Consider the following 16541-nt stretch of genomic DNA (forward strand, 5'->3'; position numbering starts at 1 on the left):
CCTCACTGTGCTACGGGGGAAGGGACGCTGTTGCGTTGGGACGGGATACAAGCCCCTGCAGAGCCCGCTGTCAATACTTTGTTAAGACATCATTTCACAAGCAGGTCCGAATGTAAGTACAAATCATTGACAACGCTGCCCGTTCCCGCCTACACCTGTGAGGCATGAGCCACTCCAGGAGCGCATCGACGAGCCGTCAGACCGTCGCCCAGGCGTTGGTGCGGTTTCTGTCCGCCCAGTACACCGCGCGCGACGGCGAACGGCACCGGCTGATCGCCGGTATCTGGGGCATCTTCGGACACGGCAACGTGGCGGGGATCGGCCAGGCGCTGCTCGAACACGGTGATGCCATGCCGTACCACCAGGGCCGCAACGAGCAGGCGATGGTGCACGCGGCCGTCGGACACGCCCGCCAGCTCGACCGCCTCTCGGCACAGGCCGTGACGACGTCCATCGGCCCGGGCGCGACCAACCTGGTCACCGGCGCCGCCCTGGCCACCGTCAACCGGCTGCCCGTACTGCTCCTGCCCGGCGACTACTTCGCCACCCGCCCGGCCGATCCCCTGCTGCAACAGCTGGAGCACCCCGGCCAGTTCGACGTCTCCGTCAACGACACGCTGCGCCCGGTCTCCCGCTACTTCGACCGGATCACCCGCCCCGAGCAGCTGATCCCGTCGGCGCTCCAGGCGATGCGCGTGCTGGCCGACCCCGCCGAGACCGGCGCGGTCACCCTCGCCCTGCCACAGGACGTGCAGGCGGAGGCGTACGACTGGCCCGAGGAGTTCTTCGCCGAACGCGTGTGGACCGTACGCCGGCCCGCACCGGACCCGGAGGAACTGGCGGAGGCCGTCCGGACGGTACGGACCGCCCGCAGGCCGCTCCTCGTCGTGGGCGGCGGGGTCCACCACAGCCGCGCCGAGGACGCGCTGCGGAACCTCGTGGACGCCACCGGCATCCCGGTCGCCGCCACCCAGGCGGGCAAGGGCTCTCTGCGGCACGACCACCCGGCCGATCTCGGCGGCATCGGCCACACCGGCACCGCGGTCGCCGACGACCTAGCCCGCGGCGCCGACCTGGTCATCGGCGTCGGCACCCGCTACACCGACTTCACCACCGCCTCCGGCACCCTGTTCCAGCATCCCGGGGTCCGCTTCCTCAACCTCAACATCGCCGCCTTCGACGCCCACAAGCTCGCCGCGCTGACCGTGGTCGCCGATGCCCGGGCCGCCCTGGAGGCGCTCGCCGAGGGTCTGGCCGGCTTCCGCGTCGACCCGGCGTACGAGGCCGAGTACCGGGCGGGCAAGGAGCGCTGGGAACAGGTCGTGGAGAGCGCCTTCGGCGCCGCCGACGAGGACGCCGCACCCACCCAGACGCAGGTGCTCGGCGCGCTGGACGCGGTCGTCGGGGACGACGACGTCGTCATCAACGCGGCGGGCTCGCTCCCCGGCGACCTGCACAAGCTGTGGCGGACCCGCTCACGGCGCCAGTACCACCTGGAGTACGGCTACTCGTGCATGGGCTACGAGATCCCGGCCGCGATCGGAGTGCAGCAGGCGGCCCCGGACAGGGCGGTCTGGGCGCTGGTCGGTGACGGCACCTATCTGATGATGCCGACCGAGATCGTCACCGCCGTGCAGGAGGGGCTGCCCGTGAAGCTGGTCCTGATCCAGAACCACGGGTACGCCTCCATCGGCGGCCTCTCCGAGTCGGTCGGCGGCGAACGGTTCGGCACCGCCTACCGGTACCGCGCGGCCGACGGCACCTTCAGCGGAGCCCCGCTCCCCGTCGACCTCGCCGCCAACGCGGCCAGCCTCGGCATGGACGTCCTGCGCGCCAGGACCGTACGGGAGCTGCGCGCGGCGCTGGCCACCGCACGCGCGGCCGACACCCCCACCTGTGTCCACGTGGAGACGGACACCTCGGGCCCGGCGCCCACCGCCCCCGGGGCCGAGGCCTGGTGGGACGTACCGGTGGCCGAGACCGCGACCCGCGAGGCTGCCGTACACGCCCGCGAGGACTACGACCGCCAGGTGGCCGGCCGCCGCCGGCACCTGTGAACCACCCCGCCCCGTCCGTGTTCTGGAAGGAGGTCCCCCGTGCCGAGGACCGGTGACCCCGCTCGTCCCGTGGCCGGCTCCGCGCTCGACTCACTGGACTTCGATCTGGACCGCACGAGTCCGGTGCCGCTCTACTACCAGCTCGCCCAGCAGCTGGAGGCGGCCATCGAGCACGGCATCCTCGCCCCCGGGAACCTCCTGGGCAACGAGGTCGACCTGTCCGTGCGCCTCGGCCTGTCCCGGCCGACCGTCCGCCAGGCCATCCAGTCCCTGGTCGACAAGGGGCTGCTGGTGCGCCGCCGCGGCGTCGGCACCCAGGTGGTGCACAGTCAGGTCAAACGGCCCCTGGAACTGAGCAGCCTCTACGACGACCTGGAGTCGGCCGGACAGGGCCCGACCACCCGGGTGCTGCGCAACGAACGCGTCCCGGCCGGCGCCGACGTGGCCGCGGCCCTCGGCATGGCCGAGGGCGCCGAGGTCGTCGTGCTGGAGCGGCTGCGCTGCACCCACGGACAGCCGGTGGCGTTCCTGTGCAACTACCTGCCCGCGGCACTGCTCGAACTCGACACCGGGCGGCTGGAGTCGACGGGTCTGTACCGGATGATGCGCTCGGTGGGCATCAGCCTGCACAGCGCCCGCCAGACCGTCGGCGCGCGCAGCGCCACCGTCGAAGAGGCCGCACTGCTGGACGAGAAGGAGGGCGCGGCCCTGCTCACCATGCAGCGCACCGCCTACGACGACACCGGGCGGCCGGTGGAGTACGGCACCCATGTCTACCGGGCGTCGCGCTACGCCTTCGACTTCCAGCTTCTGGTCAGACCCTGACACTCCTGGTCAGACCAGGAAACGGAATCACTCGTGTTCACACAGCCCCCGCGGCCGCAGTTGCCGCGGGGGCCACTTTGCCTGCCCTTCAACAAAGTTGCAGGTAACGATGACGATTACGTTTCGGGCAAGAGACCCCCCAGTGCGACCCGAGCTATTGACGCATGAGCGGACATGGGGCTGTTATTACGCCCACGATGTTCGGTCGAGTTGGTTTCTGATCGGTTTCGAAGACCTTTCGGTGATCGACTCATCCCCTTGACCGAACCCTGTATGCCTCAGGAGCCGCCATGCGCCTCTCCCCTTCCGGTCTCTCGGTCCCGGGTCCCAGCCGTCGCTCGCTGCTGCGCGGAGCGGGCGGTGCCGCCCTCCTCGCAGGTGCCGGCATACCCCTGCTGTCCGCCTGCGGCGGCAGCGGTTCGTCCTCCGACCCGAAGACCGTCACCCTCGGCTCCAACGCCTCCGACGCCGTGCCGAAGAAGGCCTTCACAGATGTCTACGCGGCCTTCAAGAAGCAGTCCGGCATCACGGTCGATGTGAACACGAAGGACCACAACACCTTCCAGGAGCAGATCAACTCCTACCTGCAGGGCACTCCGGACGACGTGTTCAACTGGTTCGCGGGTTACCGGATGCAGTTCTTCGCGGCGAAGAAGCTGGCCACGCCGATCGACGACGTGTGGGCCAAGATCGGGGACAACTTCCCCGACGCGATGAAGAAGCTGAGCAAGGGCGAGGACGGCAAGTACTACTTCGTGCCGCTGACCACGTACCCGTGGGCGGTCTTCTACCGCAAGAGCGTCTTCCAGCAGCACGGTTACAAGGTCCCCGCCACGTGGGACGAGCTGGTCGCCCTGTGCAAGCAGATGAAGAAGGACGGCCTGGTCCCGATCGCCTTCGGCGACAAGGACGCCTGGCCCGCGATGGGCACCTTCGACCAGATCAACTTCCGCCTCAACGGCTACGACTTCCACGTCCAGCTGATGGCGGGCAAGGCCTCCTGGACCGACGCCAAGGTCAAGGCCGCCTTCGACCACTGGGCCGAGCTGCTCCCCTACCACCAGGACGGCTTCATGGGCCGCACCTGGCAGGACGCCGCCCAGTCGCTCGTGTCCAAGAAGGCCGGCATGTACCTCCTGGGCTCCTTCGTGGCCCAGCAGTTCACCGCCAAGGCCGACCTGGACGACCTCGACTTCTTCCCCTTCCCGGAGATCAACCCCACGTTCGGCCAGGACACCGTCGAGGCGCCCACCGACGGCTTCATGGTCAGCAAGGCCCCCAAGAACCACGCCGGGGTGGTGAAGCTGCTGGAGTACCTGGGCTCCCCGGACGCCGAGCAGACCTACCTCAAGGGCGACCCGAGCGTGGTGGCCGCCTCCGGCAAGGCCGACACCTCCTCCTACTCGGCGCTGCAGAAGAAGGCGTTCGACATGATCAGCGGTGCCAAGAGCCTCACCCAGTTCATGGACCGCGACTCCCGGCCGGACTTCACCTCGACGGTGATGCAGCCCGGACTGCAGAAGTTCCTGCAGAACCCCAAGGGCGTGGACAGCTTGCTGTCGTCGATCGAGCGCCAGAAGAAGCAGATCTTCGCATCCTCGTGAGCAGCGGCATGACGACCGACACGACGACGAAGACCCCGGAGGCGGCCGACGTGCCGCCTCCGGGCGCTGCTTCCGCATCCAAGCGGGGCGCGCAGGGCCACCGGCGCCTGCTGACCCGCCGTGACCGGCTCACGCTCGCCCTGATGGCGGGCGTGCCCACGGTCCTGCACGTGGCCCTGGTCTGGGTCACCGCCCTCGCCTCCATCGCGCTCGCCTTCACCACCTGGGACGGCATCGGGTTCGACTCGATCAAGTGGGTCGGCCTCGACAACTTCACCCAGCTCTTCAACGACAACCCGCAGTTCTGGCCGGCCGTCCAGCACAACGTCGTCTGGTTCGTGGTGCTGATCCTGATCCCGACGCCGCTCGGCCTGTTCCTCGCCGTGCAGCTGGACAAGAAGATCCGGTTCAGCCGCGTCTACCAGACCGCGTTCTTCCTGCCTGTCGTCATCTCCATGGCATGCATCGGCTTCGTCTGGCAGCTCGTCTACAACCCGGACACGGGCCTGATCAACAGCATCATCGGGGCCAACAGGCCCGGCCACTACATCGACTGGATCGGCGACCCCAAGCTGAACCTGTGGGCCGTGCTCATCGCCGCCTCCTGGCGGCACACCGGCTACATGATGATCCTGTACCTGGCCGGCCTGAAGAGCGTCGACCCGTCGCTCAGGGAGGCCGCCGCGCTGGACGGCGCGGGCGAGTGGCAGACGTTCAAGAACGTCATCTTCCCGACCCTGCGCCCGACCAACACGGTCGTCCTGGTCGTCACCATCATCGAGGCGCTGCGCGCCTTCGACCTGGTCTTCGTCTTCAACAAGGGCGCGCAGGGCACCGAGTTGCTGTCGATCCTGGTGACCAACAACATCATCGGCGAGTCCAGCCGGATCGGTTACGGCTCGGCCATCGCGGTCGTCCTGCTGGTGATCTCCCTCGCGGTGATCATCCCGTATCTGATCGCCACCTTCCGGAAGGAGCGGCGCGCATGAGCACGACTGTCACGCTGAAGCGGCGCCCCCCTGTCCGGCCGGCCCGCGTCCTGCTGCACGTCTTCCTCGCCGGCACGGCCCTGGCATGGCTCGCGCCCCTGCTGTGGGCGGTCTTCTCGGCACTGCGGCCGTACAGCGAGACCAGCGCCAAGGGCTATGTGTCCTGGCCGGACACGCTGAACTTCGACAACTTCAAGAACGCGTTCGTCCAGTCGGACATGATGCACTACTTCGGCAACACGCTGATCATCGCCGTACCGGCCGTGCTGCTGACGCTGTTCCTGTCGTCGATGGTCGCCTTCTACGTCAGCCGGTTCGACTTCCGGCTCAACCTGGCGCTGCTGCTGGTCTTCACGGCGGGCAACCTGCTCCCGCAGCAGGTCATCATCACCCCGCTGTACCGGCTGTACCTGCTCACCGACCTGCCCGGCATCACGGCGAGCGGCAAGCTGTACGACTCCGCGCTCGGGCTCGTGCTGATCCATGTGGCGTTCCAGTCCGGCTTCTGCGCCTTCGTGCTGAGCAACTACATGCGCTCGCTGCCGCACGAGCTGACGGAGGCCGCGCTGGTCGACGGGGCCTCGGTGTGGCGGCTGTACTGGCAGATCACGCTGCCGCTGTGCAAGCCGGCGATGGCGGCCCTGGCGACCCTGCTGTCGATCTGGATCTACAACGACTTCTTCTGGGCCCTGGTGCTGATCTCGACCGGTGAGAACATGCCGATCACCTCGGCGCTGAACAACCTCTCCGGCCAGTACTTCACCGACCCCAACCTGGTGGCCGCCGGTGCCCTGCTCACCGCGATACCGACGCTGATCGTGTACTTCGCGCTCCAGCGCCAGTTCGTCAGCGGTCTCACCCTGGGCTCCAACAAGGGCTGAGGCGCACGCACTTGAAAGAGAACGAAGAAATCCCAGTGAAACGCACCCTGTCCGTCCCCGGCCTCGCCTACGGCGGCGACTACAACCCCGAACAGTGGCCCGAGGAGGTGTGGGCCGAGGACATGCGCCTGATGCGCGAGGCCGGGGTGACCCTGGTCAGCGTCGGCATCTTCTCCTGGGCCCTGCTGGAGCCGTCCGAGGGCGAGTTCGACTTCTCGCGCACGGACCGGATCCTGGATCTGCTGCACGAGAACGGTATCGCCGCCGACCTGGCCACCTCCACGGCGGCGCCTCCGGCGTGGTTCTTCCGCGCCCACCCCGAGGCGCTGCCGGCCGACCGGGACGGCCGTACCCTCTCCTACGGCAGCCGGCAGACGTTCTGCCCTTCCAGCCCCGCCTACCGCGAGGCGGCGCTGCGCATCACGGGCGCGCTGGCCGAGCGGTACGCCGGTCATCCGGCCGTCGCCATGTGGCACGTGCACAACGAGTACGGCTGCCACAACGCGGCCTGCTACTGCGACACCAGCGCGGCGGCCTTCCGCCGCTGGCTGCGGGCCCGCTACGGCGACGACCTGGCCGCCCTCAACGACGCCTGGGGCACAGCCTTCTGGTCCCAGTGGTACTACGACTGGGAGGAGATCCTGCCGCCGCGCGCCACCGGCGCCGTACCCAACCCGACGCACCAGCTGGACTGGCGCCGTTTCTGCTCCGACGAGCTGCTGTCGCTGTACACGGCCGAGCGGGACGTGCTGCGGGCGGCGGCCCCCGCGATCCCGGCCACCACCAACTTCATGGTGATGGCCACCTTCGACGCCCTCGACTACTGGCGCTGGGCACCGGAGCTGGACATCGTCGCCAACGACCACTACCTGATGTCGGCCGACCCCGAGTCGGAGATCGACATCGCGCTGAGCGGCGACCTGATGCGCTCGCTGGCGGGCGGCCCGTGGCTGCTGATGGAGCACTCCACCGGCGCGGTGAACTGGCAGCCCGTCAACCGGGCGAAGAACCCGGGTGAGTTGCGCCGCAACGCACTGGCCCATGTGGCGCGCGGGGCGGACGGCATCGCGTACTTCCAGTGGCGGGCCGCGAAGGCGGGCGCCGAGCAGTGGCACTCGGCGATGCTGCCGCACGCGGGCACCGACAGCCAGATCTGGCGGGACGTGGTCCGCCTGGGCGCCGACCTGAAGGCCCTGGCCGAGGTCCGGGGCAGCACCGGTCCCGCCGAGGTCGCCGTCGTCTGGGACTGGAACGCCCGCTGGGCCCTGGAACTGCCCTCCCAGCCGAGCGGCGAACTGCGGTACCTGGACCTGGTCCGGGCCTGGTACGAGCCGCTGTGGCGGTCCGGCGTGGCCGTGGACTTCGTCCGCCCCGACGCGGATCTGTCCGCCTACCGGCTGGTCCTGGCGCCGAACCTGTACCTGGTCGACGACACCGGCGCGGCGAACCTCGCGGCGTACACCGGGCGGGGCGGCACCCTCGCCGTCGGCTTCCACAGCGGGGCGGTGGACGAGAACTGCCATGTGCGGCTGGGCGGTTACCCGGGGGCGTTCCGGGACGTGCTGGGTGTGCGCTCCGACGAGCCGTTCCCCCTGCTGCCCGGACAGCGGATCGCCCTGAGCGGTGCCGTGCCGGACGGCGCGACGGGCACGCTGTGGTCGGAGCGGCTGCGTCCGGAGGGCGCCGAGGAGGTCGCGGCGTACGCCGACGGCCCGCTGGACGGCGTCCCTGCGGTCACCCGGCACGCCTACGGCACCGGGACCGCCTGGTACCTGGCCACGCTCCCCGACCCGGCCACACTCGCCGCCCTCCTGGACCGGATCCGCACCGAGGCGGGCGTGGAGCCGGTGCGCACCGCCCCGGACGGTGTGGAGGTGGTCCGCAGGCGCGGCCCGGAGGCGGACTACGTCTTCGTGATCGACCACTCCGGCCGGGGCGCGGACCTGCCCGTCGCCCCGGGCGCCACGGAGCTGCTCACCGGCAAGGAGACGGCCGGTTCGGTCACGGTCGCGCCCGGGGACGTGGCGGTGGTCCGGGAGCCGCGCGGTCGGTGAGCCGCGTCCGGTGAGGGGGCGCACCCGCCGGGCGGGTGCGCCCGCCCGGCCGGGGGACATCAGCCGGACGCGCCCTCTCCCGCCCCCTCGGGCGCGTCAGAGCACCGCCTCCGACCGGTTGGTGGAAAATCCCGAGGACGGTTCCAACGACGAGGAGCAACGAGAGGTCGCGGGCTGATGGGGCGGGAGCCAATCGGTGTGTGGTCGTGGCGTATGCCGGACAGCCGGGAGAACTTCGGCGACGCCCTCGGTCCGCTGATCCTGGAGCGCCTCGGCCTTCGCGTGCGGAGAGTCTCCGTCCGCGACGCGGAACTCGTGGCGTGCGGGTCGATCCTGCACAAGCTGACGAATCCGGCCACGGTGGTGTGGGGTTCCGGTCTGATGCATCCGCTTCCCCTGTGGGCTCCGCCGCGGACGGTACTGGCGGCCCGCGGCGCGCACACCGCCGCCTACCTGGGCGTCGATGTGCCGCTCGGTGACCCGGGACTGCTGGTCGGCGCACTGTGGGAGCGGTCGCCGGTGGTGAAGCACCGGCTCGGTGTGGTGCCGCACTGGCTGGACCGCCGGCCGTATCCGGACGCGGACACCGTGATCGACGTGACCCGTCCGGTGGACGAGGTCATCGCGCAGATCACCTCCTGCGCGGTCGTCGCCTCCTCGTCACTGCACGGGATCGCGGTCGCGGATTCGTTCGGGATTCCCTCGATGCGCCTTCCGTACGCGCGGACCGGGGGTGAGGACATCCCCTACGTGGACTACAAGTTCACGGATTATCTGACCGCCCTCGACCGCCCGCTCCCCGAGATTCAGACCACACTGGTCGACGCGCTGAGGGCGGTCTACTGAGCATTGACCGCACGCGACACAGGCGCGATGCGAGTCGTCCTTCGGTCCGACTTCGATCCGAGGCGTCGTCAGGGCGCCGGGTCGCGGGCGAGGGCGGTCAGCACGAGCCTGGTCTTCATCTCGCCGGTTCGCGGCAGGTCGACGTCGCGGTTGCGCAGGGCCTGTGCGAGCAGTTCCTCTGTCCTGGTCGCGTCGGCGATGTCGGCGCGCACCGAGACCTCGAGGAAGTGCAGGTCCTTGACGGACCACTCCTCGAGGGCCACGGAGTGCGGCAGAGTGTCCCAGTCCTGCTTCCACCTGACGGCGCGCACCGGGCCGAGCGCCCTCAGGCCCTTGAGGTCACCCTTCTCCAGTTCGACCGCATCCCGCAGCAGGTGGCGGTGCGGCTTGGTGAGGAGCCCGTCCAGCGCACCGCGCTCAGGCCTGAGCGCCGACTCGACAAGCTCCTCGTCGGCCTTCCGGTCGTCCTGCAGCGACGCGGACAGCATGGGCCTGAAGGCGGGACCGGTCCGGTCCTCCTCGATCCTGAACTCCCACTCCTCGTCCTCATCCTTGAGGTTCTTCTGCCACTCGGGCGGCAGCGGCGGGCACGGCCGCAGCTTGACGGTCATGTCCATCTCGCGCTCGTCCCCGTGATCCCCGTCGTCCACGCGCAGACGGAAGATGACCCCTCGCTCGAGGAAGGGCAGCGAGATGCCGTCACCGCCCCTCCTCGGGCTGTCCCAGAAGTGAATGGTGCGACGGCGGCCCTCGCCGGCCCGGAGCCCGAGCGCGGCGAGGGCCCCCCGAGCTTCGTCGCCGGAAAAGCTGATCTTGATTTCGGCGGTGGCGGCCGTCAGGGTCTCTGCCATAGTGCCTTTATCGCATAATGTGATGGTATATGCACTCTGAGTATTCGAACACTGGGGCCGTTACCGTTCCCAACGATTCGGAGGACGAGTCATGCCGTTGAAGAGATACGGGGTGCTGGCCGCCCGCGCCGTCGACCGGCGCCGGGAGGGATCCAGCGACACCCCGCACTACCAGATCCACCTCACCGACGACGCCGGCACCCATTACCGGGCCGCGGTCAACGTCGAGTCCCAGCAGGCGCCCTCGGAGCTGCTCTACCTGGCCGACGACAACTTCCGCCACCCCGTGACGCAGCTGCTTCCCCCGGCCGGCGGCGGATGGACCGCCCTGCCGTCGCAGCCGGGCGCCGCCGCCCTGGACTTCATCCGCGGCAACCTCTTCGACCCCGCCTCGATGCGGACCCTCCCGCCCGACCTCGTGGGCGCCGACAACGACCTGGCCGATCTGCTCGACCACTACGTGCAGCGGGCCATCGCCGATCCCACCGCCGCCCTCTACGTCTTCGGACAGCAATGGGGACCCGAGACGGGCGCCGCCGACAAGGTGTTCGGGTTCGAGCCCGGCAACGGCGTCCACGACATCCACATGAACCAGGGCAACAGCGGGCGCTTCCGCTCCGACAACGGAGTCCGGCAGGACGGAGCCCTGCTCGTGCACCTCCCGGCCGAGGACCGCTGGGTCGCCGTCTTCCTGGCCTTCCAGTCCCAGGCCTGGCACACCGACAACGCCACCGGGAACCCCATCGGCACCGCACCGCCCCGCCCCAGCGACCACGAGGAACCGGTACGGATCATGGCCGCGCTGGTCAATCCCGTCGGCCCCGCGCCCGAGGCCGAGACCATCACGGTGCTCAACGCCTCCCCCGCCCCGGTCGACCTCCGGGGATGGCACCTCGCCGACCAGAACCGGCAGACCATCCCTCTCCCCACCGGCACACTCCCGCCCGGCACCACCCTCACCGTCCCGGCCGACGGCAACGGATTCCACCTCGGCGACCAAGGCGGCACCATCACCCTGCTCGACCCTGACGGCCTCAAGGTCCACGGCGTCTCCTACACCGCGCAGCAAGCGCGACGCGAGGGCCGGACCATCACCTTCTGAGATCCCGTCACTCCGCAGCAGGCGCAGTGCACCGGTCCCCAAAAACGGCCAAGAGCCCGTTTCGGATTTCTCCGAAACGGGCTCTGACCTGCGACTTTCACAAGTCGGGACGACAGGATTTGAACCTGCGACCCCTTGACCCCCAGTCAAGTGCGCTACCAAGCTGCGCCACGTCCCGATGCGCTCACTCGCGGTGACCCGCGTGATCGCGCGAACAGAACTTTACCCCACCGGCGGGGGTGCGCCGAAGAGGGCCCGGGGCGGGGCGGCGACAATCGGTCGTATGGGAAACGCGGGCGCAGCGGCGGGAAGGCCGGCGGACAGCCGGGACCGGGACGTGGCGGGGCGGGCACGGAGCGCCCGGCCGCGGGACGGGCTGGGACGGCCGCTGCCGTACGGGGCGGACGGGGTGGCCCGCCAGCCGGAAGGGGTCGTCAGGTCCCCGCTGGAGACGGTCGCAGAGGCACAGGCCCTGCTGGACGCGGGGAAGCCGTTCCACGCGCATGAAGTGTTCGAGGACGCCTGGAAGTCCGGGCCCGAGTCCGAGCGGACGCTGTGGCGAGGACTGGCACAGCTGGCGGTGGGGCTCACCCACGCGGCGCGCGGCAACAGCGTCGGTGGGGCGCGGCTGCTGCGGCGCGGCGCGGGAGCGATCGAGGAGTGGGCGGCCGGGCGGTCCGACACGCGGCCGTACGGGATGGAGCTGGACCGGCTGGCCGGGTGGGCCCGGGAGCTGGCCGGGCGGGTGGATCGCGGGGCGGGGCCCGTGGACGCGGGGGTCGAGGCGCCGCGGCTCGGTTCCTGAGCGAGGGCCGCCGGGGCCCCGCGGAGGCGGTGGGTTCACTGTCGGTGGCATGCGGCAGACTCGGGGTGTGCGAAAGATTCATGTCATCGGTATCGGTGCGGGCGATCCCGACCAGCTGACCCTGCAGGCGGTCAAGGCACTGCGGAGCACGGACGTGTTCTTCCTGCTCGACAAGGGCGAGGTGAAGAGCGATCTGACCCGGCTCCGCCGGGACATGGTGGACGCACACCGGCCCGAGGGCGGGTACCGGGTGGTGGAGGCCCGTGACCCGGAGCGGGACCGCGGGGCGGGCGGGGCCGCGTACTCGCCGGCCGTGGAGGACTGGCGCAGTGCCCGCGCCGGCATCTACGAGCGGCTGATCTCCGAGGAGTTGGGCGAGGACGGCACCGGGGCGTTCCTGGTGTGGGGGGATCCGTCGCTGTACGACAGCACGCTGGGGATCCTGGAGGAGGTGCTGGCCCGGGGCGCGGTGGAGTTCGAGTACGCCGTGGTGCCCGGTATCAGCAGCGTCTCCTCGCTGGTGGCCCGGCATCGTACGGGGCTGAACCGAGTGGCGCGGCCGGTGCAGATCACCACCGGGCGGCGGCTGGCGGAGGGCTTCCCGGAGGGGGTGGACGACGTCGTCGTGATGCTGGACGCGCACCAGGCCTTCCGGAAGTACGCCGGGGAGGACATCGACATCTACTGGGGCGCCTACCTCGGCACCCCGGACGAGATCCTGGTCTCCGGTCCCCTGGCCGAGGCGGCCCCGCGCATCGAGCGGCTGCGCGCCGAGGCCCGGGAGCGCAAGGGGTGGATCATGGACACGTATCTGCTGCGCAGGCACCCCGATCCAGGGGAATCCTGACGGGCGGGTCGAGAAGGCCGGTCCGTCGGGCTTGGTGGTCAGAAGCCGTCGAACCCCAGCCGGGCGAGTACGGCCGACACGTCCGGAACCGCCGTCACGCCGGCCGGGAGCGGGGGACGTCGTACGACGACCACGGGCAGCCCGAGTTCCCGTGCGGCCGTCAGCTTGGCGGCCGTGGCGTCGCCGCCGCTGTCCTTCGTCACCAGTACGTCGACGGCGTGGGCGCGCAGCAGCTCGGTCTCCCCCGCGAGGGTGAAGGGGCCGCGGGCCAGGATCACTTCGGTGTGCGGCGGCAGGGGCGCTTCGGGCGGGTCGACCGACCGTACGACGAAGTGCAGGTCCGTCAGATGGGCGAAGGCCGCGAGGCCCAGTCGGCCGGTGGTGAGGAACACCCGGCGGCCCAGGCCGGGCAGTGCCTCGGCGGCGGCGGCCAGGGACGCGACGTCGTACCAGCGGTCGCCGGGGGCCGGGCACCAGCCGGGGCGGCGCAGGACGACCGCGGGGACCGAGGCGGCCGTGGCCGCGCGGGCCGCGTTCGCCGTGATCGACTCGGCGAAGGGGTGCGTGGCGTCGACGAGGGCGTCCACGTCGTGCGTGCGCAGCCAGTCGGCAAGGCCCTCCGCACCGCCGAACCCGCCGATCCGTACCTCGCCGGCTTGCACTCCCGGGCGGGTGACCCGGCCCGCCAGCGACGTGGTGACCCTGACTCCGGGTCGGGCGGCGAGGTCGGCGGCGAGGTGCCGGGCCTCGGCGGTGCCGCCGAGGATCAGGATGTGCGGGGGCATGAGGGTGAGCGTACGAGGTCGTCCGCACCGATCCGCCGCCCGGGTCGCTAGGGTCCGGCCATGGAATCCGTGCGTGCCGTCCTGATCGACATCGACGGTGTCCTCACCGTCTCCTGGAAGCCGCTGCCGGGTGCGGTGGAGGCGTTGCGGAGTGTTCGCGCGGCCGGTCTCGGCGTGGCCCTGGTGACCAACACGACGTCCCGGACACGGGCGTCGATCGCCGAAACCCTGGCGGAGGCCGGTTTCGAGGTGGACGCCGAGGACGTCCTCACCGCGCCCGCGCTCACCGCCGCCCACCTCGCCGAGCACTTTCCGGGCGCCCGATGCGCGTTCCTCAACAGCGGTGACATCGAGGAGGATCTGGGTGACGTCACCCTGGTCGACGAACGTCCCGACGTGGTCGTCGTGGGCGGCGCCGGACCAGAGTTCGACTACACCGCGCTCAACCGGGTCTTCGGGTACCTGCAGCAGGGTGCGCGGCTGCTCGCCGTGCACCGCAACCTGTACTGGCGGACCGAGGCCGGTCTGCAGCTGGACTCGGGCGCCTTCCTGCTCGGGCTGGAGAAGGCCGCACGCGTCGAGGCGGAGGTGATGGGCAAGCCGTCCCCGGCGTTCTTCGAGGCGGCGCTGGCCCGGCTGGGTGTGACTGCGGACCAGGCGCTGATGGCCGGCGACGACGTCGAGTCGGACGTCGTCGCGGCACAGCGCGCCGGCATCACGGGGGTGCTGGTCCGTACGGGGAAGTACCAGCCGGAGACGCTCGCGGGTGCGAGCGGCACCCCGGACCACGTCGTGGACTCCTTCGCGGACCTGCCTGCGCTGCTCGGGCTAGCGCAGTAGCAGCTGCAGGCCGCCCACGACCGTCGCGGCGATCACCAGTTGCTCGAACAGCCGCTGGTCGATCCGGTTCACAGCCCATTTGCCGAACAACGCGCCGGGCACGACGAACACCACGAGCGCCGCGTCGAGGAGCAGCGAGTTCCCGTCGATCAGGCCGAGTCCGGCGCTGAAGGGCACCTTGGACACATTGACGATGAGGAAGAAGAAGGCCGACGTGCCGAGGAAGCCGAGCTTCCGGAAGCCCGCCGACAGGAGATACATCGACATCACCGGTCCGCCCGCGTTGGCGACCATCGTCGTGAACCCGCTGAGGACGCCGTACGAGCGGGCCTTCATCCGGCCCGCCCGGGTGGTCACCGCGTCCGGCTCGTCCCCCGCCTCGGCCCGGCGCCGCCGCCACAGCGTGACGCCGGCCATCAGCAGCAGGATCGCGCCGATCGAGGTCCGCACGATCCCGTCGTCGGCCCACACCAGGAACAGCGTGCCGACCACCACACCGGCCGCGACCGCCGGGAACAGCCGCCACAGCGTGGGCCAGTGGGCGTGCCGCCGGTAGGTGAGGACGGCGAGCACGTCGCCCGCGATGAGGACCGGCAGCAGCACGCCGGTGGAGGCCCGGGCCGGCAGGACCGCCGCGAAGACGGCGAGACTGACCGTGTTGGCCCCGCTGACGGCGGTCTTGGAGAAGCCCACGAGCAGGGCCGCGAAGGCGAGGGCGGCGAACTCCCAGCCGGACAGGTGCCAGAGCGTCATCGTGTTCATGCGGGAACCGATGCTATGCGCACGCATCCGGCGGCGTAAGGACCGTCTCGCAGGGCGGAGCCCCCCTCCGGTCGGCGCGTCGCTAGTGCCGCTCGACCAGCACCGCGCTCCCCTGCCCCACTCCGACGCACATGGTCGCCAGACCCCGCTCCGCGCCCGTGCGGCGCATCCGGTGCAGCAGCGTCGTCAGGATGCGGGCGCCGGAGCAGCCGAGCGGGTGGCCGAGGGCGACCGCGCCGCCGGTGGGGTTCACCAGGTCGGGGTCGATGCCCAGCTGGTCGACGCACGCGAGTGCCTGCGCGGCGAACGCCTCGTTGAACTCGGCCTCCTGGAGGTCGCCGACCTCCCAGCCGGCCCGGGCGAGGACCTTGCGGGTGGCGGGGACCGGGCCGATGCCCATCACGTCGGGGTGGACGCCCGCCGAGGCGCCGGCGACGTACCGGCCGAGGGACTCCAGGCCCAGCTCGTTCAGGGCCTCCTCGCTGACCAGCAGGAGCCCGGCCGCGCCGTCGTTCATCGGTGAGGCGTTGCCCGCCGTGACCGTGCCGCCCGCGCGGAAGACCGGCTTGAGGCGGGACAGCTTCTCCAGTGAGGTGTCCTCGCGGACGCACTCGTCCTGCTCCACCATGACGCCGTCCGGGCGCTCCACGGGCAGGATCTCGTCGTCGAAGTGGCCGTTCTTGCGTGCGGCGGCGGCCAGTTGGTGGCTGCGCAGCGCGAACTCGTCCTGCCGGGCGCGGGAGACGCCGTAGCGTTCGGCGACCTCCTCGGCGGTCTCGCCCATGGCCAGCACGCCGTGCAGGTCCTTCATGGCCGGGTTGACCAGGCGCCAGCCGAGCCGGGTGTCGAAGGTCTCGATGCGGTGCGGCAGGGCCTCGTCGGGGCGGGGCAGGACGAAGGGGGCGCGGCTCATCGACTCGGAGCCGCCCGCGATCACGATGTCGGCCTCGCCCGCGGCGATGGTGCGGGCCGCGGTGGTGACGGCTTCGAGGCCGGAGGCGCACAGCCGGTTGACGGTGGCGCCGGGCACCGACTCGGGCAGGCCGGCCAGCAGCGCGGCCATGCGGGCGACGTTGCGGTTGTCCTCGCCGGCCTGGTTGGCGGCGCCCCAGTAGACGTCGTCGACGCGGGCGGGGTCGAGCGCCGGCACATCGGCCACCAGGTGGCGGATCACGGTCGCCGCGAGGTCGTCGGGCCGTACGGCGGACAGGGCTCCGCGCAGCTTGCCGATGGGGGTGCGGCGGGCGGCCGCGAAGTGGACGGGACGCACGGCTGGGACTCCTGACCTACGAC

General features: G+C 70.7%; 15 protein-coding genes and 1 tRNA gene. 11 read left to right on the forward strand and 5 right to left on the reverse strand.

Features of this window, described 5'->3' with window-relative positions; genetic code table 11:
* The first annotated feature begins 164 nt into the window (after window positions 1-164).
* From iolD to FB157_RS08120, 7 genes are all read left to right on the forward strand, one after another.
* Window positions 165-2057 (forward strand): 3D-(3,5/4)-trihydroxycyclohexane-1,2-dione acylhydrolase (decyclizing), encoded by a 1893-nt coding sequence (iolD, locus tag FB157_RS08090; RefSeq protein WP_145877413.1) that lies wholly within the window; start codon window positions 165-167, stop codon window positions 2055-2057.
* Between the two features lie 39 nt (window positions 2058-2096).
* On the forward strand, window positions 2097-2882 hold the full coding sequence (locus tag FB157_RS08095) for a GntR family transcriptional regulator (protein WP_145877415.1): 786 nt from the start codon (window positions 2097-2099) through the stop codon (window positions 2880-2882).
* Window positions 2883-3172: 290 nt separating this feature from the next.
* Window positions 3173-4486: an ABC transporter substrate-binding protein gene (locus tag FB157_RS08100; protein WP_145877417.1), complete on the forward strand. Its 1314-nt coding sequence runs from the start codon at window positions 3173-3175 to the stop codon at window positions 4484-4486.
* Between the two features lie 8 nt (window positions 4487-4494).
* Window positions 4495-5475: a carbohydrate ABC transporter permease gene (locus FB157_RS08105; RefSeq protein WP_145877419.1), complete on the forward strand. Its 981-nt coding sequence runs from the start codon at window positions 4495-4497 to the stop codon at window positions 5473-5475.
* On the forward strand, window positions 5472-6356 hold the full coding sequence (locus FB157_RS08110) for a carbohydrate ABC transporter permease (protein ID WP_145877421.1): 885 nt from the start codon (window positions 5472-5474) through the stop codon (window positions 6354-6356). The genes FB157_RS08105 and FB157_RS08110 overlap by 4 nt, the downstream gene beginning before the upstream one ends.
* Window positions 6357-6391: 35 nt before the next feature.
* Entirely contained in the window at window positions 6392-8410 is a 2019-nt protein-coding gene (locus tag FB157_RS08115; RefSeq protein ID WP_145877423.1) for a beta-galactosidase, read from the forward strand.
* Window positions 8411-8623: 213 nt separating this feature from the next.
* Window positions 8624-9256, forward strand: coding sequence for a polysaccharide pyruvyl transferase family protein (locus FB157_RS08120; protein WP_145877424.1), 633 nt, complete (start codon window positions 8624-8626; stop codon window positions 9254-9256).
* Between the two features lie 68 nt (window positions 9257-9324).
* Here the strand turns inward: FB157_RS08120 and FB157_RS08125 are convergent, their stop codons facing one another.
* Entirely contained in the window at window positions 9325-10107 is a 783-nt protein-coding gene (locus tag FB157_RS08125) for a hypothetical protein (protein ID WP_145877426.1), read from the reverse strand.
* Window positions 10108-10198: 91 nt separating this feature from the next.
* On the opposite strand from FB157_RS08125, the gene FB157_RS08130 reads away from it, so the two are divergent.
* Complete coding sequence (locus FB157_RS08130) at window positions 10199-11209, forward strand: DUF2278 family protein (protein WP_145877427.1); 1011 nt, start codon at window positions 10199-10201, stop codon at window positions 11207-11209.
* Between the two features lie 104 nt (window positions 11210-11313).
* Here FB157_RS08130 and FB157_RS08135 read toward each other — a convergent pair.
* Window positions 11314-11387, reverse strand: a tRNA-Pro gene (locus tag FB157_RS08135).
* Window positions 11388-11492: 105 nt separating this feature from the next.
* On the opposite strand from FB157_RS08135, the gene FB157_RS08140 reads away from it, so the two are divergent.
* Both FB157_RS08140 and cobF read left to right on the forward strand, forming a co-directional pair.
* On the forward strand, window positions 11493-12014 hold the full coding sequence (locus tag FB157_RS08140; RefSeq protein WP_145877429.1) for a DUF309 domain-containing protein: 522 nt from the start codon (window positions 11493-11495) through the stop codon (window positions 12012-12014).
* A gap of 67 nt (window positions 12015-12081) precedes the next feature.
* Window positions 12082-12861, forward strand: coding sequence for a precorrin-6A synthase (deacetylating) (cobF, locus tag FB157_RS08145; RefSeq protein ID WP_186581403.1), 780 nt, complete (start codon window positions 12082-12084; stop codon window positions 12859-12861).
* A gap of 38 nt (window positions 12862-12899) precedes the next feature.
* Here cobF and FB157_RS08150 read toward each other — a convergent pair whose 3' ends face one another.
* Window positions 12900-13646, reverse strand: a complete 747-nt coding sequence (locus FB157_RS08150) for a cobalt-precorrin-6A reductase (protein ID WP_145877433.1) — start codon at window positions 13644-13646, stop codon at window positions 12900-12902.
* A gap of 60 nt (window positions 13647-13706) precedes the next feature.
* Here FB157_RS08150 and FB157_RS08155 point away from each other — a divergent pair, with 60 nt between their 5' ends.
* Window positions 13707-14486, forward strand: coding sequence for an HAD-IIA family hydrolase (locus FB157_RS08155; RefSeq protein WP_186581404.1), 780 nt, complete (start codon window positions 13707-13709; stop codon window positions 14484-14486).
* On the opposite strand, the gene FB157_RS08160 is transcribed toward FB157_RS08155, so the two are convergent.
* Entirely contained in the window at window positions 14475-15248 is a 774-nt protein-coding gene (locus FB157_RS08160) for a sulfite exporter TauE/SafE family protein (RefSeq protein ID WP_145877435.1), read from the reverse strand. The genes FB157_RS08155 and FB157_RS08160 overlap by 12 nt on opposite strands.
* 82 nt (window positions 15249-15330) lie before the next feature.
* Complete coding sequence (locus tag FB157_RS08165; RefSeq protein WP_145877436.1) at window positions 15331-16518, reverse strand: thiolase family protein; 1188 nt, start codon at window positions 16516-16518, stop codon at window positions 15331-15333.
* Between the last annotated feature and the right edge of the window lie 23 nt (window positions 16519-16541).

It is taken from the genome of Streptomyces sp. BK340 (assembly GCF_007827595.1).
GTDB lineage: Bacteria > Actinomycetota > Actinomycetes > Streptomycetales > Streptomycetaceae > Streptomyces.